The organism is Pseudomonas sp. Root569, assembly GCF_001427465.1.
Classification (GTDB): domain Bacteria; phylum Pseudomonadota; class Gammaproteobacteria; order Pseudomonadales; family Pseudomonadaceae; genus Aquipseudomonas; species Aquipseudomonas synxantha.
Genome location: NZ_LMGQ01000027.1, coordinates 1 through 19,214, shown reverse-complemented (window position 1 = coordinate 19,214; position 19,214 = coordinate 1). Strand labels below are relative to the sequence as shown.

Genomic DNA, 19,214 nt, shown 5'->3' with positions numbered 1-19,214 from the left:
GGAAATGAGAACACTGTGAATATCCCGAACACATGGCGCGAACAGTTCCCCCATGCACTGATTGAACAACAGTCTATCGGCGAGTCGCGCGCAGACGTCTATCGACTGCGCAGCGAACAAGGCGAAGACCTGTTCCTGAAGTCCGAGCCCCTTGGAGAGTTCGCTGAGCTGGCGGACGAAATCGAGCGCCTGCGCTGGCTGCGGCAACAAGGGCTACCGGCACCGATTGTCGTGGATGAGGTGATAGACCAGGATCGTCACTGGCTACTGATGAGCGCCATGCCAGGAAAGGACCTGGCGACGGTCGACGACCTTCCTGTGGCGCACATCATAGAAATCCTGGCGAGTGCCCTGCGCACGCTGCATCAGGTTCCCACCGCTCTGTGCCCGTTCGATCACTCCCTTGAAGTGCGCATCGCGACCGCACGGGGCCACGTCAACGCGGGCTTGGTCGACGAGACCGATTTCGACGATGAACGACAAGGGCAAAGCGGCGAGCAAGTGTTGGACGAACTGGTATCGACACGGCCAATCATCCAGGACTTGGTGGTGACCCATGGCGACGCCTGCTTGCCGAACTTCATGACAGCAGACGGTCGTTTCAGCGGTTTTATCGATTGTGGTCGCTTAGGCGTCAGTGACCGCTACCAGGACCTGGCCCTGGCAGCGCGCAGCATTACCCAGAACTTTGGACAAGCGTGGGTGGCGCCGTTCTTCGAACGCTACGGCGTGGAGCCCGATGAGCAGCGCATTGCGTATTACTGCTTGCTTGACGAGTTCTATTGAAGGCTGCCGCGAATCCAGAAAGCAGCGGCTCGTAAGGTATGGCCGCTTTCAGCCCCTTTTCTGACGAAGCAGTTTGTTACCGTTGGGACACGCAGCAACCTGCCAAACAGATACAACCTTACGTAGAATGCCTGCGTGGCTATGGAACACCTTCCTTCTAACCTCCTATGACCTAGGGGTTTCGCTCTCCACACCGCGCCTGCGTCTTGCAGGCGTTTTTACATCCGTTGTAGAACCACGCAGCTCATCCATTACGGCGCCGAAGGGAGAAAATCAAGCATGAATCAAGATATGTTCCTGAATCGCCGTAGCAAAGTCCACGTTCCGGTGGGCACTGGCGGTGCCACGCGCGCACAGGTCGCATCGGCTGTCCGCGAAGTCGCAGCGTTCGGATGCGTATTTTCAGAGCCTCTGATTGAGCAAATCGGCACATTGTCGCCGATAGAACTGAAGTACTGGCTGCGCGAAATCGTCGGAGTCCTTCGCAGGGAAAATGGCGCTCATGTACACCACAGGCCATTTTATCCTGATTTTCCAGAGCAGGTTCTGACGGCCTCAGAGGCGCAGTTGTACCTAAATGCCGTCCTGCATTACCTCACGCTTCAGCGCCTACCACCGACTGAAAACTCTCGACCTGCAATGCTTGAGGGCAACTGCATAGCCCGCGTGATCGAACCGGGAAGCATCCCCGAGTTCGAGTCACTGCTCGAGCCGCTGGTTTCAGCGCGTACCTCGCTCTCCGAGAGGGACACTGCCGACGTCGTCTGGTTTATCCGAAAGTACAAGAGTGATGTATTCCGGCTACTGCCGGACACCGTCCCGTTCCGGGAGATCCGTGCGCAGGTTGGCAGCGCACTTATTCAGAATGTAGCTGGGGATGCACGGGTAGACGCGTTCCTGCAGCGAAACGTCGAAACAGCGACTGACGTGCTACGGCTCGCTGTCGCGCTGAATGGTGGAGACGTGTCACTCGCGACAGCTTCGACACGTTTCACGGCGATGAAGCGCTCAATGCGCCGCCTGCTATTACGCTTGCTCGATCATGTACCCAACGCTGCAGAAGACGTAATGCACCATGCTGAGCGATGGAAACGCTTGGCTGAAGTACTGCATCCGGGCGATTACGCCGACAAGTACCCACGAGCCCTAACCGCCATCACGGCAGCGCGTCGCAATGAAGCGCCAGACTCATTTGGATCACGTGTCGAAACATTACTTGCCCAGCGTCAAATCGCCACGCTTACCCCCATACTACAAAACCGTCCTGGCGAGTTCGCACGACGGCTGGACGTGACCCTAAGGCGCGCGACGGAACCAGAATCGGTACTCGACGCGTTCGAGGCGGTTGCGCCCCTAGTGTCCTCACCAATTCTGCTTCAATTACTGGCCCACGTACGTGCTCCGCGCCCCCTACCCCTGCGAGCGTTCACACCGAAAGGCGCATTCGCCAAGGTCTATGGTGTTGAGGATCGACGTGAACATCTCGCTCCAGAAGTATTGGCTCGTACGGCCAGGATCTGCGAGGAGGCTCTCGTAACGCGTTTTGCATCGCTTGTGCCATTAGGCCGCTGTTTCATCGATCCTGCATTACGCGAATATAACGTGCCGCTGGCGCAGCGGGCCTCATCAAAGTCGCTACGTACGCTGGTGCGGGGCAGTCGGCTGCCTATGCCTGACACTCGTTTCATACGCCTGTTCCTGTGGTGGAAGAACGGCCGTGGACGCACGGATGTCGACTTGTCTGCCGCATTTTTTGACGCCAACTTCGTGTTCAAACAAACGGTGGCGTACTACAACCTGAAGGGCTTCGGCGGCTACCACAGCGGCGACATCGTCGACGCGCCCCAAGGGGCTTCGGAGTTCATCGACCTTGACCTTGATGTCCTCGTCAAAATGGGCGTTCGTTACGTGGTCACCTCTATCAACTCATACACCGAGCAGCCGTATTGCGATCTTCCAGAATGCTTCGCTGGTTGGATGGCCCGTGCCGACGTAGCGTCGGGTGAAGTATTCGAGCCGCGCTCTGTGTTCGACCGTATCGACATCGCCTCCGACACAGGCATCTGCCTGCCATTCGTGATGGACCTGCAGGAAAGGCGCATGATCTGGGCCGATCTCGGACTTACTTCATCTGCGCGATGGAACAACGTCCAGAACAACCTCAGTGGGGTATCGTTGATGCTGCGAGCGCTGGTACATACACCAAAGCCGGATTTAGAGACACTGTTCGATTTACATGTTCGAGCACGGGGAGAACGAGCGGCTTCACCGCAGCAGGCAGAGACGGTGTTTTCGCCTGATCAGGGGATAACGCCGTTCGATACGGATTTGATCCGATCACAGTTTCTCTAATACCTACCCCAGCCTTCGCCGCTCGTTATAGTAACAACTCTTGCTTCATAGCTTTATGCCCAGAACAAAAATGCCAGTCAGCATAACTGACTGGCACTGGTTAACCCCATTCCTGCGCTCCGGACTTAGCGCTGCACTCTAGTGAGGTTCGGGCGCCCTATTTCAACCAGTAGCTCAGCTTAGACAGATCAGCCTGGCAAACTCAGCTATTGCCTAATCATGACTACGGCAAATCGAGCCAGTGAATTTGCCAAGCCTTCCTGGTGCTAAGCCTGATTTTTAGAAGCGATGAAGCAGGAGTAGAGAATATCAGCGAAATCATGCTCGTTGATATCGCCGATAACCAAATCCCTAACGGCATCCGCTATCAGATCATTATCTAGAGTAATTTCATAATCATTTAGAAAGGTACTCCAAGCCGACTGCAAGCCCGGTGCGCTTGTTGGCATCGGGCGGTGCATGGCCTTGCGCGATATTGGCAGTGTACTTGGCAGCGATTTCAAATACGTCGTCGAGGCCATTATAGGCGATCGCATTGTCGATTCGGGCCAGCGCGCCTTGCAAGGTCGGAATACTTACCGGCCCCTTCATGCCGGGCTCGGTAGTCAAGATTTGAGTGTTTATCTCAATGACCCGTTCAAATGGAAAGAAGATCAATTCCATTACATATCAGCCAACTTCTGAAAGGTCTTCTTGTGAGTTCTGAGAACAAGCTTGGTTTCTGAATAAACGATCTGTTTACCCGACTCGCCACCCAAGTCCAGCTTTTTGATAGCTTTAACTTTAGGCCTGTCTACTATGGATACACCATAGGTATTCAGCTTGTGGTTCATGGCTTGAGTACCCCAAACGGATTGATCAATTTCTGCTCACACGGTAGCACACTGGGAGGCAAGATACACCGAGCCATCGACAGCTTCGTACGCCGCTTGCCGATTGGCATCAGCACCACGCCAGCGCGCAACTCAGTATCAGCCATTGCTGACAGATAAAGCATCTGCAGCGGTAGTGTGTCGATACATTCAATCAAGTTGGCCTCAGGCGAACACCCTAACGGCTTCGAAATCACATTCGTATCAAGAACGTCATTGAAAGGCTACCGTCTGAGCGGGCGTCTAGTCGCGCGTACTCTCAAAGGCCGCAAACTCTTCATCCGTCGGGCTGGCCTTACCCACCTCAGCTCGCAGCGAACCCTGCTTCACCCGGCCTTGCGGTTTCACCGAAGATTCCAAAATGTCTCGCATTTCGGCATCGAGACTGCGACCGTGCTGAGCAGCCCGCAATGGACTTCATCAAGTGCATCTCGAACGGTAACAGAATGCGCCGGTTTCGGAAGGTGACAAATGCAAAATACCAAAAGCCCGCAATTACGCGGGCTCCAGAGCATTTCTTGCTAGTTGGTGCCGGACAATGCCGGACATCCAATCATTCCCACTCAATAGTCGCCGGCGGCTTGCTCGACACGTCATAAGTCACGCGGGAAATACCTTCGATCTCATTGATGATCCGGCCGCTGACGGTTTCCAGCAGTTCGTAAGGCAGGTGCGCCCAACGCGCGGTCATGAAGTCGATAGTCTCTACGGCACGCAGCGCCACAACCCACGCGTAACGACGGCCATCGCCAACAACACCAACCGATTTCACCGGCTGGAACACTACGAAGGCCTGGCTGACCTTGTGGTACCAGTCGGCCTTGCGCAGTTCTTCGATGAAGATGTGATCGGCGCGACGCAGCAGGTCGGCGTATTCCTTCTTCACTTCACCCAGGATCCGCACGCCCAGGCCCGGGCCCGGGAATGGGTGGCGGTAGACCATGTCGTACGGCAGGCCGAGTTCCAGGCCCAGGCGGCGGACTTCGTCTTTGAACAGTTCGCGCAGCGGTTCTACCAGCTTGAGGTTCATTTCCTCAGGCAGGCCACCGACGTTGTGGTGGGACTTGATCACGTGGGCCTTGCCACTTTTGGCGCCAGCCGACTCGATCACGTCAGGGTAGATGGTGCCCTGGGCGAGGTACTTGATGTTGTCCAGTTTGTTGGACTGGGCATCGAAGACGTCGATGAAGGTGCGACCGATGATCTTGCGCTTTTTCTCCGGGTCGGACTCGCCGGCCAGGTTGTTGAGGAACTGCTCCTCGGCGTTGGCGCGGATCACCTTGACGCCCATGTTCTCGGCGAACATGGCCATCACTTGCTCGCCTTCGTGCAGGCGCAGCAGGCCGTTGTCGACGAATACGCAGGTGAGCTGGTCGCCGATGGCTTTGTGCAGCAGGGCTGCTACCACGGAGGAGTCAACGCCGCCGGACAGGCCGAGCAGCACGTTGTCAGTGCCGACCTGGGCGCGTACCTGGGCGATGGCGTCTTCAGCGATCTTCGACGGGGTCCACAGAGCTTCACACTCGCAGATGTCGAGGATGAAGCGCGACAGGATGCGCCCGCCTTGCTTGGTGTGGGTCACTTCCGGGTGGAACTGCACGCCGTAGTAACGACGCTCGTCGCTGAACATGCCGGCGATCGGGCAGCTCGGGGTGCTGGCCAGGATGTGGAAGTCTTCGGGCATCTTGGTGACCTTGTCACCGTGGCTCATCCATACGTCGAGGCCGAACAGGCCGTCGGCGTCGATGTGGTCTTCGATGCCGTCCAGCAGGCGGCTCTTGCCGACCACGTCGACACGGGCATAACCAAATTCACGCAGCTCGGAACCTTCGACCTTGCCGCCCAGTTGCTCGGCCATGGTCTGCATGCCGTAGCAGATACCGAAGACCGGCACGCCCAAGTCAAATACCGCCTGCGGGCAGCGCGGGCTGTCGGCTTCGTGCACGGACTCGGGGCCACCGGCGAGGATGACGCCTTTAGGGGCGAATTCGCGGATCGCTGCGTCATCCATGTCGAACGGGTGCAGTTCGCAGTACACGCCGATTTCACGCACGCGGCGGGCGATCAGTTGGGTGTACTGGGAACCGAAGTCGAGGATCAGGATGCGGTGGGCGTGAATGTCGAGGGCCATGAAGTCAGTCTCGTCTAATGAATCAGAAACAACTCGGGGCTGAAAGAACAGCCCCGGTTACTTAACGTTTTGCTGGAAGCCTCAACCTACGCGGTAGTTTGGCGCTTCCTTGGTGATCTGCACGTCGTGGACATGGGATTCAGCCATGCCGGCGCCGGTGATCCGTACGAACTCCGGCTTGGTGCGCATTTCTTCGATGTCGGCGCTGCCGGTGTAGCCCATCGAGGAACGCAGGCCGCCCATCAGTTGATGGATGATCGCGCTCAGGGTGCCTTTGTACGGCACACGGCCTTCGATACCTTCCGGTACGAGCTTCTCGGCGCCTGCCGAGGAGTCCTGGAAGTAACGGTCGGAAGAACCTTGCGCCTGGGACATGGCGCCCAGCGAACCCATGCCGCGGTAAGCCTTGTACGAACGGCCCTGGAACAGTTCGATCTCGCCCGGCGCTTCTTCGGTACCGGCGAACATCGAGCCCATCATCACGCAGGAAGCACCGGCGACGATGGCCTTGGACAGGTCACCGGAGAAACGGATGCCGCCGTCGGCGATCAACGGCACGCCTGTGCCTTCAAGGGCAGCGGCGACGTTGGCGATGGCGCTGATCTGCGGCACGCCCACACCAGCGACGATACGCGTGGTGCAGATCGAGCCAGGGCCGATACCGACCTTGACCGCATCGGCGCCGGCTTCGGCCAGGGCCTTGGCCGCAGCGCCAGTGGCGATGTTGCCGCCGATCACTTGCACGTCAGGGAAGTTCTGCTTGACCCAGCGCACGCGGTCGATCACGCCCTTGGAGTGACCGTGGGCAGTGTCGACCACCACCACGTCAACACCGGCAGCAACCAGCGCCGAAACGCGGTCGCCGGTGTCTTTACCGGTACCCACGGCGGCGCCAACACGCAGACGACCTTGGTCATCCTTGCTGGCCAGCGGGTAAGCCTTGGCTTTTTCGATGTCGTTGACGGTCATCATGCCTTTGAGGGCAAACTTGTCGTCGACGATCAGCACGCGCTCGATGCGGTGCTTGTGCAGCAGTTCGCGCACATCGTTCTTGTCGGCGCCTTCCTTGACGGTGACGAGGCGCTCTTTAGGCGTCATCACTTCACGGACGGTGACTTCAAGGCGGTTCTCGAAACGCACGTCGCGGGAAGTGACGATGCCGACCAGGTCGCCATCGTGCAGTACCGGGACGCCGGAGATATTGTGCAGGCGCGTGAGATCGAACAGGTCGCGCACGGTGGCGTCGGCCTCGATGGTGATCGGATCTTTCACCACACCGGCTTCGTAACGCTTGACCTTGCGCACTTCGGCAGCTTGCTGCTCGATGGTCATGTTCTTGTGGATGATGCCGATGCCGCCTTCCTGAGCCATGGCGATGGCCAGACGGGCTTCGGTGACGGTGTCCATGGCAGCGGAAACCAGGGGAATATTCAGCTCGATGCCACGGGTTAGGCGGGTCTTGAGACTGACTTCGTTAGGAAGCACCTCGGAATAACCGGGCACTAGGAGAATGTCGTCGAATGTCAGAGCTTCTTGGCTGATACGCAGCATCGCGGGGGCTCCCGAGCGGGAAAATGGAAGCGCGCCATTATATACATGCACCCTGCCAGGCTCAATGTAAAACTCTGACAAACTTGGTATTACTGATAGATGGAGAAAACCTTCTATATGGGTATCGCTTAAAGCTCGACTTTGACCCAGGCGATCTTCTGGTCCAACCAATCGGCAAACTCGTCGATAAAGCTCTGCTTGAAGCCCGCCTCTGCCCAGTTATTGAAGATGAACCCCAGGTTGGAAAACCCGCATTCCTGCAGGAACAGGAAGCCGTTGATGTCATCTTCATGCCCACACAGCGGGCAGGTGAAATTGTCGGTGTGGCCGGGCATCCAGTCTTCCAGGCTTTCGAACAGCGCCTCGCCGACTTCCTTGAGGCATTCCGGGCAACCGGCCTCTTCGAGAAAGCCCTTGGCCGGCGTATAGATGCAACGTTTGTAGATGATCTCCAGGCCATTGACCGGCTCATTGAACGGCAGCGCCTCGGGATGCAGCACCACGGCGCGGGCGCCATCGGCCAGGGCGTAGGCCATGCGGTTACCCGTGCGGCCGCAGGTGGTTAACTCTTCCTTGACGATGTTCTTGCGCACCAGCCAGCGCACGATTGCCCGGGCGCGGGGTTCGTGGACCGGCAAGGTGGAGATTTTCGGGACGAGGATGCTTTGGGAGTTCATGGGAGTCCTGCGGTGTGGCGTCTGGCGCCATCGGGGGCAAGCCCCTCCCACCTTTGAACGTATTCACAATTCAAAATGTGGGAGGGGGCTTGCCCCCCGATGGCGCCCTAAAGGCTGGCAGCTTAATCCCTGCCCCACACAGGTCAAGTGCTCAAATACCGCCCGATCAACGCAATACCACTGGCCAGCACCAACCAGGTCACCAAACGCACAAACGCTTCACGAGACATGCGCATCGTCAGCCTGCGTCCACACCAAAGCCCCAAGGCCATCGCCGGCAACAGGCAGACCGCCAACATCAACAAGGGCAGATCCGCGTATACCCCGGCAAACAGAAACAGGCTCAGGCGCACCACCGTACTGCAACTGATCAGCGCACTTTGCGTGGCCCGCGCCGCGTCCTTGGATAGTCGGCTATTGAGATAAATGGCATATAAAAAGCCGCCACTGCCAAACAACGCACCAAACAACCCTCCCACTGTGCCCATGGGCACCGACCAACCCGCCGCCAGCCGCGTCGGCCGGGCCTTCACCGCCAGGCTATAAAGGGCGTAGGCGCTGATAAACAGCCCCATCAACAGCAGTAGCAAATCCGAATGCAGATTGAGCAAAAACACCACGCCCAGAGTGCAGCCTATCGCCATGCACGGCAGTAATCGCAGCAGCTCCGGTGTGTTCACCTCCCGTCGCGTTTGCAGCAGGCCGCCAAACGCCGCGACAAAATCCAGCAGCACCAGCAGCGGGATGATCTTCGACAGCGGCATAAACATCAGCAAGACCGGCCCCGCCACCAACGCCGTGCCGAAGCCGGCGATGCCAAACACGATATAGGCCACCACAATGCCCAGGCCGATCACCAGCCAATCCACTGCGCCGAACGACCACTGACTCATCCACTCAACCGCGCTCATGGGCTATTCCTTAAAAGACCTGGCCTTCACTTTAGCCATCGGTGAGTGTTGCGACTAATATCTTCAAAGCCGTCCACCCATCTCTAAAAGGCATGCCCCGTGATTTCTACCCGGCAACTGCGTTACTTCGTCGAAATCGCCGACAGCGGCAGCTTCAGCGCCGCGGCCGAGCGTCTGTTCGTGGCGCAGTCGGCCTTGAGCCGGCAGATCAAGGCGTTGGAAAACCAATTGCAGACCCCCTTGTTCGAGCGCACCGCTCGCCAGCCGCGCCTGACGGCGGCCGGTGAGGCCTTTTATCCACGGGCACGCAACCTGCTGGGTGAGCTGCTCAAGGCCAGCGAGATGGCGACACAGGTGGGCAATGGCCAGCTCGGCACCTTGCGCCTGAGTCATTCGAGCACCGTGCCGATGAGCGGCGCGCTACTGCAGGGCATCAGCACCTGGCTGGAGCGTTGCCCCGGGGTGTCGATGGATATCGCCAAACTCTCCTCCGAGGCTCAGTTGGAAGAAATTGCCGACGGTCGCCTGGATGTCGGCCTGTTGCGCTTGCCGGTGTTGCGCCAGCGCGAAGGGGTGCGCGTGGTGCCGTTGTACAACGAGCCATTGGTGCTGGCGGTGCCGCCAAGTCATCCTCTGGCATGTAGCGACGGCGCTGTGGAATTGGCCCGGCTCAAGGACGAAGCGTTTATCTCGATCCCCCATCCACAACGTGGCGGGCTGAGTTATCTGTCGGCAGAGCTATGCATGCGCGCCGGTTTTTTCCCCAGGGCGGCGCGGGTGATGTCTCGCAAGACTACGCAGTTGCAATTGATCCAGGCCGGCTTCGGCATTGCCTTGTTACCCAAGTCCATGCAGGACATCGCCCCTGCCAACCTGCACTTCCTGCCCCTGGCCGACCCGGACTGTCACAGCACCGTAGCCCTGGCCTGCGCGCAGCTGCCGAGCACGCTGGTGGAGCAATTCTGTCAAACCCTGCACGAATGCCTATAAACTGCCGCCCATGATTAAAGATCCCTTTGCCCGCCTGGGCCTGGACCGCGAAGTCCTGACTGTCAGCCAGCTCAACGGCCGTGCGCGGGTGTTGCTGGAAGACGTGTTCACCAATATCTGGGTCGAAGGCGAGATCTCCAACCTCGCCCGCCCAGCCTCCGGCCATGTGTATTTCACCCTCAAGGACAGCGGCGCCCAGGTGCGTTGTGCGCTGTTTCGCAACAACGCGGCACGGGTGCGCCAGGCGTTGAAGGACGGCCTGGCGGTCAAGGTGCGCGGCAAGGTCTCGCTGTTCGAGGGCCGCGGTGACTACCAGCTGATTCTCGATACGGTGGAACCTGCCGGTGATGGCGCGCTGCGCCTGGCCTTCGACGCGCTGAAAGAGAAGCTCAGCGCCGAAGGGTTATTCAGTGCCGAGCGTAAAGTCCCACTGCCGGCGCATCCACAAAGGATCGGCATTATCAGTTCGCCGACCGGTGCGGTGATCCGCGACATCATCAGCGTGTTCCGCCGTCGGGCACCGAACATTGAGCTGACCCTGATCCCCACCGCCGTGCAGGGTCGCGAAGCCATCCCGCAGATTGTGCGTGCATTGAAACTGGCCGACGCACGTGGGTTCGACGCGTTGATCCTGGCCCGAGGCGGCGGCTCGCTGGAAGACCTCTGGTGCTTCAACGAGGAGGCCGTGGCCCGAGCGGTGGACGCCTGCGTGACGCCCATCGTCAGTGCCGTCGGCCATGAAACCGATGTGTCCATCTGCGATTTTGTCGCAGACGTGCGTGCGCCTACGCCATCCGCCGCAGCCGAGCTGCTCGCACCGGACGCCAGCCACTGGGTACGCCAGGTCGACAACCTGCACCGCCGCCTGGTGATGCTGATGCGCAACCGGTTGGCCCACGACCGCCTGCGCCTGGAAGGCATGGCCCGACGCCTGCGTCACCCAGGCGAGCGCTTGCGCCAGCAGGCCCAGCGCTTGGACGACCTTGACATGCGCCTGCGCCGCGCCTTCGAGCGCAGCCTCAATACCCGGCGCGAGCGCCTGATCCGCCTGGAAACCCGCCTCGCCGGCCAGCATCCGGGGCGCCAACTGGCGCTGTTGCGCCAGCGCCTGGACAGCCTCGCCGAACGCCTGCCCCGTGCCATGCGCGAAGGCCTCAAGGCGCGGCGTCTGCAACTGCAAAGCCAGGTGCAGACGTTGCAGGTGGTCAGCCCGTTGGCAACCCTGGGTCGTGGCTACAGCATCCTGCTCGACGAGCGCGGCCAGGCCATTCGCAATGCCGCACAAACCCACACCGGCCAGCGCCTGACCGCGCGTCTCGGTGAAGGCCAATTGCAAGTGCGGGTGGAAGACAACCACCTGACACCCGTCACCCTTTCGCTACTGGATTGATTGATGCCACGTCTATTGAGCTTGTTGCTGCTGCTGTGCCTGGCCGTTAACGCCCAGGCTGACAGCTATATCACCCGCACCCTGAACAAACCGGTGCCGGGTGGCGTGGCGGTGGTCGAGCTGGGCCCGTCCGCCACGGCGCCGAAGGCTACTTACCAAGGCAAGCCGGTGCTGGTGGTCAAGGAGCAGGACAACTGGCTGGCGATTGTCGGCATCCCTTTGACGGTCAAGCCTGGCAACGAGCGCATCAGCAGCGGCGGGCGCAATCTGCCGTTTATCGTCGGCTACAAGAAGTACCCGGAACAGCGCATTACCTTGAAGAATAAAAGCCAGGTCAATCCAGCCCCTGCGCAGCTCAAGCGCATCGAAGGGGAACTGGCCGTGCAGCTCAAGGCTTACCGCAGCTTCAGCCCTACCCTGCCAAGCAACCTGGTGCTGGACAAACCGGTGAATGGTCCGCTGTCGAGCAGGTTCGGCGTGCGCCGTTTTTTCAACGGTGAAGAACGCAACCCGCACTCAGGCCTGGATTTCGCCGTGCCGGCCGGTACGCCCATCAAGACGCCGGCGAACGGCAAGGTGATCCTGGTCGGCAACTACTTTTTCAACGGCAATACCGTGTTCGTCGACCATGGCCAGGGCTTTATCAGCATGTTCTGCCATATGTCGAAGATCGATGTGAAAGTGGGTCAGCAACTGGTCCGCGGTGCGGTGGTGGGCAAGGTCGGCGCAACTGGCCGAGCCACCGGGCCGCATATGCATTGGAATGTCAGCCTTAACGATGCCAGGGTCGACCCGGCAATTTTTATCGGCGCATTTCAGCCTTGACAGCCATGCCTGGGCGCCTTCCCCTGCGCGCCCTTCTCTTTCCTCCCGCCTAGCCTGAACTGCACCGATTTCACTGCAACACGCTCGCTCCTGCTTACATTTGCAGCAGGAACCACCGGATGGTCAATACGCACCCAACCTACGCGTTACCGGGAGCGTAACGACGATATGAACAGCCCATTCATCCTGCGAGTGCCCGCTTATGCCTATTCTTCTAGAGGCTGCTCCGCGCAGCCCCTTTGACGCCTTTTATCGTCTCTATGTCGACAACGCCGGCGTCCATCGTCCAGCCGATACACACCAATCTACGTCCTCGCCGCCAGCGGCCTTGAGCTATGCCCCAGACGATCTGGCGCTGCCCACGTCTTCCGGGATTGCCCCCGTCGGCGTGCATTACCCCAAGCTTGTGAAGCAGTTCAACGTCAGTCACCAGCGCGCGTTCCTTACCCAGCACGACAGCCTCACGCAAGAGATGCAACGCCTGCAAAGCGAACAACCGAGTTTCAAGGCCTTTGTGCAAGCGCAACTTGAACAGGCCTTTCCAGACCTGCGCCCCCTCGCCGCCGACACCATCAGTTTCAATCGCTACCGCAGCGACGGCGACGACGAAACACCGCTGTCATCAGAACCTCTGATGAAGGCCCTCGGTGAAAAGGTGCGCAACATCCTGGCCAACCCGAATACGCTCCTGCACGCAGAACGCAAGGTACGTACCGAATTCACGACTCGCCCCACGCCTGCCGATGAGCCCAAGACGTTGAGCACCTCCAGCTCATTGCAATCAATTGCACGCGCCATTGCCACGCAGTATCCGGCGTACCTGCAAGCGTTCTGGAGTACGCCACGGCTGACGCCGATGGATGCACAGATCGAGAAAATCCTGAACACCCCGCAACTGCCGAAAGTCCCGCAAGACCAACTGCTGAGCCTGCACAAACAACAACTGTCGACCCTGGCCGCGCTGCGTGTCAGCGACGGCACCCTGAGCCCGGCCAGCAAACGCTTGATAGATATCGCCCTGCAATATCCCACGCTGGCCGATCGGGAACGCCAGTTCCCCAACGGCGCACGCCCGGGCGTGTATCCCATCACCCTGGATGACGGCACCGAGCACGGTGCCATGCTGGCGGGCAGTTTCCTTATCACCAGCACCGACGGCTGCGCAGCCACCCCGCCAACCTGGTCAAAAGACGGCAGGCGCCTTGCTCTCAATGACCTCAATGGCCCCGTCGTGCTGTACACACCCGGTGAGGGTTTCGAGGAGTTTGCCACCCCGGTTCAGGCACGCCAGGCGTTGGCGGCACGCCTTGACCAGGGCGGAATAGACGCCGAACTGCTGCTGCAAACCGTGCCGTTGTCGGTACAAAACCAACCCGAAGCGCCTTCAGGCAAAGACCTGATGCGCAGTGTTGAACCCCTGAGCGGCGACGTGCTGGCAGAAGCAATCCCCTTGATGCTCAAACGCCAGGAGACGCAGATCAATGCGCACCTGGCCCAGGCATTGGCGCCACCAGTCACTGGCGCCGGCAGCAACGCCTTGCTGGATCCAGCGTCAATACAAAGCCTCGATGACGCAGCAGATGCACTCTTTGTATTCGATGGCACCAATGCCATGCTGGCACGCGACGCCAAGCTGGCCGAAAAGCTGCAACCGCAATGGTTGAAAACCCTCGAACCGGTTCAAGAAGCGCTCTTCGAAAAACTGGAGCATTCCGAAGGGGAAAGTTCGCGCCAGTTGGCCTCACTGCTGGAAAAGATCCCGTCCCTGGCGGATTTTTCCCGGGATCGGCTGAACCAAGCGCTTAGCCGACAGTACCCGAGGGCACGCCTGAATACTGACCAACTGATGGTTCAGGTCGACACTCGCACAACCATTCACAGCGGCCGAGGCAGTGGTGCCAGGACCACTTTTCCCGCTCAGCGCTCAGTGTCCCTGACCGACCTGGCATTGCAAAACCCCAGCGGTTTTCCAGCCGTCGAACGCGGCCAATTCACCCATACCACTCTGACGCTGCCGCTGGTCGACACCCAGGGCAAGCCCCTCATCGACGCCAAGGGCAAGCAGGTGATACTCGATACCGAAACGCTCAAAACACTGGTCAATACCGCAGATGTGGGCGGCGAGTACACCAAGCTGCTTGAACAGGAGCTGGCGCCTGATACGGCGTCGGGGCCTGCTGCGCAACTGCGCCAGGCCTGGAAAGCCAACCTGAACGACCTGATGGCCAAAGAAAGCTTTCTCGCCGAGCTCAACCCCGATGCCTATCAAACAGAGGCTAGCCAGTACAAATCGACAAAACGCGCTGCGCAATGGGTCGCTGCGGTGCTGGATTATCCCGACCCGGCCAATCGCCCTCAGGTTGATGGCAAGACCATCGTCGCCAACAGCCTCGTGCAATACGGCTTACCCGTCCAAGGCGTGCTCGTGATCGGCAATCAAGTGGATTCATCGCTGGTGCTGTACGCACCCGATGCTCCAGATGGCGTAGTGTTTCGTGAGGTCGCTGACCAGGCCGCGCTGAACACCCTGCTGGAAAAAGATGAGTGGACGGCCTACACCGCCCGAAGAAAATCACCGGTAAATAAAGATGACTTCGTCTCGTTCATTGAGACCGCCAAGAAGCGCCTGGCTAACCCACTGGCGATAAAAGATCCTTATGAAATAACCAGCCTGGCCGTCCAGGCGTTAAAGCTCAAAGGCGGCGATCTGACTCTCGAGCCGATAACAGGCAATGTAGAGGATCACCTGTATAAGCAACACGTGCAGTTGGTGATAGACAAGGCTGACTACCAGTCCGTCAGCAGTGCAGAAGTGGCGGCCCAGTCGAAAATCAACAAAGTCGAGTTCGGCATTGAAGTGGGCACGCTGTTGCTGGACCTGGTACCGGTACTCGGCAAGGGCCTTTCCGCCGGTGCTCGCCTGGGCAAATCGGCGGTGACTGCGCTGCGCGCCAATAGCCAGCTGTTGCCACACCTGATCAAGAATCCCGGCCTGGGCCGTGGGATCTACGCCGACTTTACCCTGGCCGCAGCGCGCATCCCCAACCTTCGCGCTTCGTCAATGCGGCCGGTATTCAATGCGTCAACGACTGCCGTCGCCAACCCGATACGCCCCGGCGCAAGGGCGCTGCCTGCGCCGGCCAGCCCCGCACCCGCTATCGCCTCCACCAGCAGAGGTGTGGAACAGGGTGTCGTGCAGACACCGGCCCTGAGGGGCGCCCCAAGCCGCGACCTGAGCGCCTACGCCAAGCCCGACGATATAATCCTTGGCCGTCAGTTAGGCACCAACGGTACCTATAATGTCGACGACAATTGGTATATCCGCTTCACCGATAGCACTGGCGTGAACAAGGTTTATCAGATCGACTCTGCATTTCACGCCAGCAGTGGGCAGGCCAATATCATCGACCCCAATGCTCCGCTGACGAGGAGCAAAAGCAGCAGGATCGTGGCGTCGGTGGAACACGCAGGCAACGGTGAATGGCGCCTGAATCGACTGCCCGGAGGAGCACCGACGCCGGTAGCAAATGCATCGGGATCGGGATCGGCTTCAGGGTCAGGGGGGTCAGGGTCAAGCTCAGCTTCAGCTTCAGGATCACAAGCAGTAGAAGCGCCAGCATCGACAGCGCAAGCGCCCGCCAAGCAGAAGTTAACCGACCACGAATATTTCAGCATCACCGACGGCAGGTTGGTCGAAAATCACTTTACCCCCGCAAGACTGCCCGTATTCAGAACCTGGTTCAGGCGCGACTTGATTCACTTCTACCGGAACATGCTTACGCCCGGCCAGATGCCACCGCGCCCGCCTCGGCTGGAGCTTGCACCCGGCACGTCGCCCGCCGATCTCTTGCGCAAGGCTTATGGCGTCACTGACGTTGTGATATTGGGCGAGTCTCATCGCGAAATCGCGAGTTTCCAGATGATCAAAGAATGCATGCCAGCCCTCAAGGAGGCAGGCGTCACCACCCTGTATCTTGAGAACATCGAACTCAATGCCGCAGGCCAGCTTATGGATGTCGGCATGGGTGGTCATCGGCCACCAGGCGCGTCTCCCACACTCTCCGAACTGGTTAAGCTTGCCAATGACAATGGTATAACCGTCAAACCCATTGAGCATCACTACTTGACCCGCCGTTCGGATATGCCCGATTTCTACAAGTACGTCGGGGACAATGACAATGGCATCATACGCCTGCAGGAACTCAACTACTTCGCGACCCGTGTCATACAAAAGCGCAAGCCCGGCGAAAAAGTACTGGCCCTGGTAGGCAGGGCCCATATGAACACGGCTCGCAACGTACCAGGCCTGGCCGAACTGAATGGCGGCATAGGTATAGGGGTGTACCCGAACACTTCATTCTCCAAGAGCACGGCCATCAGCGGCCCATCCATCCAGCGCGATCCCGGGGCCGGGGTAGCGGACAGCCTTACGGTAGGGGATTATCAGGTTTTCCAGCAAGTGACCTGAATGTGTTAGTCGCGCATGGCCTGCGCAATGGCAAACCGATCGCCATTGCGTTGTGCACGCCTGAACTATGCGACAAAACCCGAACTCAATAAATTGCGCGCTGCTTAAAAGCAGCGCAACAACAACAAATATAAAAAATAATAACCGCAATAATTAACCTTAAAACCGCATAAAATCAGAAAATCTATCAATTTTTCCTGATCACTTGCCATCTCCCCTGCCCACGGTTAGGGTTGGGCTTATGAAAACCTCTCACACCCTCATTCAGCTTCGCCAGCACCGCAGCCTGTGCCTTGTCAGCGCACGACTGCCAGGCTGAATCGATCTGCCTCGTCCCAAGCTCCATCCCCAATAACAGTTGCATGGCAGGCCGCCTCTTCTCGGCCCCTACACAAAGGATTTCCCGATGAGCATGCTCAAAGACCCGTCTTCCAAGTACCGCGCGTTCCCGACTATCGATATCCCGGACCGCACCTGGCCCTCGAAAACCATCACCACCGCGCCGATCTGGTGCAGCTCCGACCTGCGTGATGGCAACCAGTCGTTGATCGAGCCGATGGACGCTGCGAAGAAATTACGCTTCTGGAAAACCCTGGTCGCGGTTGGCGTAAAGGAAATCGAAGCGTCGTTCCCGGCCGCCTCGCAAACCGATTTCGACTTCGTGCGCACCCTGATCGAAGACAACCACATCCCCGAGGACACCACCATCCAGGTGCTGACCCAGGGCCGTGAAGACTTGATCGCACGCACCTTCGAATCCCTGCGCGGTGCCAAGAAGGCCATCGTGCACTTGTACAACGCTACGTCGCCGTCGTTCCGCCGTATCGTGTTCAACCAGGACAAGGATGGCATCAAGGCCATCGCAGTCAACGCGGCCAAACTGTTCGTCAAATACGCTGCGCAGCAGCCGGAAACCCAGTGGACCTTCGAATACTCCCCGGAGACCTTCAGCGCCACTGAACTTGAATTCGCCAAGGAAGTCTGCGACGCCGTGATCGAGGTGTGGAACCCGACGCCCGAGCACAAGATGATCCTCAACCTGCCGGCCACGGTTGAATGCGCCACACCGAACATCTATGCCGACCAGATCGAGTGGTTCGGCCGCCATATCAACCGTCGTGACAGTGTGATCATCAGCCTGCACACCCACAACGACCGTGGCACCGGCGTTGCCGCCACCGAACTGGGCCTGATGGCCGGCGCCGACCGTGTCGAGGGCTGCCTGTTCGGCAACGGCGAGCGTACCGGCAACGTCGACCTGGTGACCGTGGCGCTGAACCTCTACACCCAGGGGGTTAACCCCGAACTGGACTTCTCCGATATCGACGGCGTGCGCAAGGTCGTCGAGGAGTGCAACCAGATCCAGGTGCACCCGCGTCACCCGTATGTGGGCGACCTGGTCCACACCGCGTTCTCCGGCTCCCACCAGGACGCGATCCGCAAGGGCTTCGCCCAGCAGAAAGACGATGCGTTGTGGGAAGTACCGTACCTGCCGATCGACCCGGCCGACATTGGCCGCAGCTACGAAGCCGTGATCCGCGTGAACAGCCAGTCGGGCAAAGGCGGCATCGCCTACCTGCTGGAGCAGGAATACGACATCAGCTTGCCGCGCCGCATGCAGATCGAATTCAGCCAGGTGGTCCAGGCCGAGACCGACCGCGTTGGCCTGGAAATGACCGCACCGCAGATCTACGCCTTGCTGCAGCGCGAATACCTGCAAGCCAACACGCCGTATGCGCTGGTCAGCCATCGTCTGCAGGAAGAAAACGGCAACAGCTTTGTCGAGGTGGAAGTCTCCGGCAAGGGCCAGGGCGAGACCAACCTGCACTGGAAAGGCAAAGGCAACGGTGCGCTGGAAGCCTTGGTGGCCGGCCTGCCGATTGGTGTGGAGATCATGGACTACAACGAACATGCGATCGGTGCGGGCACCAATGCCAAGGCGGCGGCCTACATTGAACTGCGCGTGAACGGCGAGCGTCCGGTGCATGGTGTGGGCATTGATGAAAACATCACCACCGCCAGCTTCAAGGCGCTGTTCAGTGCGCTGAACCGCTCGCTGAGCCAGTTGGAAGCCAAAGCGGCGTAATCGGCTGCTGAAATGTGAAAGGCCCCTGGATGTGAATCCAGGGGCCTTCTCGTTTCAATACCTTGTAGGAGCGAGCTTGAACTGGCCTAATGATCCCGGACACCTCTTAAGGGCGATATGATTCGCCCATTCAGGAGGTTCCATGCAAGAACGAAAAACCTATACCCGCGAGTTC

The 19,214-nt window shown here is 59.1% G+C and carries 13 protein-coding genes; 7 read left to right on the top strand and 6 right to left on the bottom strand.

What is annotated here, in order from left to right:
• Window positions 1–15 precede the first annotated feature (15 nt).
• Together ASD70_RS23650 and ASD70_RS23645 are read left to right on the top strand one after the other, a co-directional pair.
• Window positions 16–786, top strand: a complete 771-nt coding sequence (locus tag ASD70_RS23650; protein WP_056847567.1) for an APH(3')-II family aminoglycoside O-phosphotransferase — start codon at window positions 16–18, stop codon at window positions 784–786.
• 279 nt (window positions 787–1,065) lie between these two features.
• Complete coding sequence (locus tag ASD70_RS23645) at window positions 1,066–3,138, top strand: TerD family protein (RefSeq protein WP_056847566.1); 2,073 nt, start codon at window positions 1,066–1,068, stop codon at window positions 3,136–3,138.
• A gap of 396 nt (window positions 3,139–3,534) precedes the next feature.
• On the opposite strand, the gene ASD70_RS23640 is transcribed toward ASD70_RS23645, so the two are convergent.
• The 6 genes from ASD70_RS23640 to ASD70_RS23610 form a co-directional block, all read right to left on the bottom strand.
• Window positions 3,535–3,801, bottom strand: a complete 267-nt coding sequence (locus tag ASD70_RS23640; protein WP_442965914.1) for a type II toxin-antitoxin system death-on-curing family toxin — start codon at window positions 3,799–3,801, stop codon at window positions 3,535–3,537.
• Between the two features lie 452 nt (window positions 3,802–4,253).
• Entirely contained in the window at window positions 4,254–4,421 is a 168-nt protein-coding gene (locus tag ASD70_RS30045; protein ID WP_046069431.1) for a FitA-like ribbon-helix-helix domain-containing protein, read from the bottom strand.
• 142 nt (window positions 4,422–4,563) lie between these two features.
• Window positions 4,564–6,141: a glutamine-hydrolyzing GMP synthase gene (gene guaA, locus ASD70_RS23625; protein WP_043046834.1), complete on the bottom strand. Its 1,578-nt coding sequence runs from the start codon at window positions 6,139–6,141 to the stop codon at window positions 4,564–4,566.
• An 81-nt stretch (window positions 6,142–6,222) separates the two neighbouring features.
• On the bottom strand, window positions 6,223–7,692 hold the full coding sequence (gene guaB / locus ASD70_RS23620; RefSeq protein ID WP_016977684.1) for an IMP dehydrogenase: 1,470 nt from the start codon (window positions 7,690–7,692) through the stop codon (window positions 6,223–6,225).
• Between the two features lie 128 nt (window positions 7,693–7,820).
• A complete protein-coding gene (locus ASD70_RS23615; RefSeq protein ID WP_046069432.1) occupies window positions 7,821–8,369 on the bottom strand; it encodes a hypothetical protein in 549 nt (182 codons plus the stop codon).
• A 143-nt stretch (window positions 8,370–8,512) separates the two neighbouring features.
• Complete coding sequence (locus ASD70_RS23610) at window positions 8,513–9,280, bottom strand: sulfite exporter TauE/SafE family protein (RefSeq protein ID WP_056847565.1); 768 nt, start codon at window positions 9,278–9,280, stop codon at window positions 8,513–8,515.
• Between the two features lie 99 nt (window positions 9,281–9,379).
• Here ASD70_RS23610 and ASD70_RS23605 point away from each other — a divergent pair, with 99 nt between their 5' ends.
• The 5 genes from ASD70_RS23605 to leuA all read left to right on the top strand — a co-directional run bounded on the left by ASD70_RS23605 (window position 9,380) and on the right by leuA (window position 19,039).
• Window positions 9,380–10,270 (top strand): LysR family transcriptional regulator, encoded by an 891-nt coding sequence (locus ASD70_RS23605; RefSeq protein WP_046069434.1) that lies wholly within the window; start codon window positions 9,380–9,382, stop codon window positions 10,268–10,270.
• A 10-nt stretch (window positions 10,271–10,280) separates the two neighbouring features.
• On the top strand, window positions 10,281–11,660 hold the full coding sequence (gene xseA, locus ASD70_RS23600; RefSeq protein ID WP_056847564.1) for an exodeoxyribonuclease VII large subunit: 1,380 nt from the start codon (window positions 10,281–10,283) through the stop codon (window positions 11,658–11,660).
• Between the two features lie 3 nt (window positions 11,661–11,663).
• Window positions 11,664–12,485, top strand: a complete 822-nt coding sequence (locus ASD70_RS23595) for a M23 family metallopeptidase (RefSeq protein WP_046069436.1) — start codon at window positions 11,664–11,666, stop codon at window positions 12,483–12,485.
• A gap of 202 nt (window positions 12,486–12,687) precedes the next feature.
• On the top strand, window positions 12,688–16,953 hold the full coding sequence (locus tag ASD70_RS23590; protein ID WP_156382938.1) for a membrane-targeted effector domain-containing toxin: 4,266 nt from the start codon (window positions 12,688–12,690) through the stop codon (window positions 16,951–16,953).
• Window positions 16,954–17,359: 406 nt separating this feature from the next.
• Entirely contained in the window at window positions 17,360–19,039 is a 1,680-nt protein-coding gene (gene leuA / locus ASD70_RS23585) for a 2-isopropylmalate synthase (RefSeq protein ID WP_043046828.1), read from the top strand.
• The last annotated feature ends 175 nt before the right edge of the window (window positions 19,040–19,214 follow it).

What these genes read in the sequence shown, in the direction of transcription:
- leuA (WP_043046828.1), top strand. Translation starts at nt 17,360, where the DNA reads ATGAGCATGCTCAAAGACCCGTCTTCCAAGTACCGCGCGTTCCCGACT.
- ASD70_RS23645 (WP_056847566.1), top strand. Translation starts at nt 1,066, where the DNA reads ATGAATCAAGATATGTTCCTGAATCGCCGTAGCAAAGTCCACGTTCCG.
- ASD70_RS23595 (WP_046069436.1), top strand. Translation starts at nt 11,664, where the DNA reads ATGCCACGTCTATTGAGCTTGTTGCTGCTGCTGTGCCTGGCCGTTAAC.
- guaA (WP_043046834.1), bottom strand. Translation starts at nt 6,141, where the DNA reads ATGGCCCTCGACATTCACGCCCACCGCATCCTGATCCTCGACTTCGGT.
- xseA (WP_056847564.1), top strand. Translation starts at nt 10,281, where the DNA reads ATGATTAAAGATCCCTTTGCCCGCCTGGGCCTGGACCGCGAAGTCCTG.
- guaB (WP_016977684.1), bottom strand. Translation starts at nt 7,692, where the DNA reads ATGCTGCGTATCAGCCAAGAAGCTCTGACATTCGACGACATTCTCCTA.
- ASD70_RS23615 (WP_046069432.1), bottom strand. Translation starts at nt 8,369, where the DNA reads ATGAACTCCCAAAGCATCCTCGTCCCGAAAATCTCCACCTTGCCGGTC.
- ASD70_RS23640 (WP_442965914.1), bottom strand. Translation starts at nt 3,801, where the DNA reads ATGGAATTGATCTTCTTTCCATTTGAACGGGTCATTGAGATAAACACT.
- ASD70_RS23610 (WP_056847565.1), bottom strand. Translation starts at nt 9,280, where the DNA reads ATGAGCGCGGTTGAGTGGATGAGTCAGTGGTCGTTCGGCGCAGTGGAT.
- ASD70_RS23590 (WP_156382938.1), top strand. Translation starts at nt 12,688, where the DNA reads ATGCCTATTCTTCTAGAGGCTGCTCCGCGCAGCCCCTTTGACGCCTTT.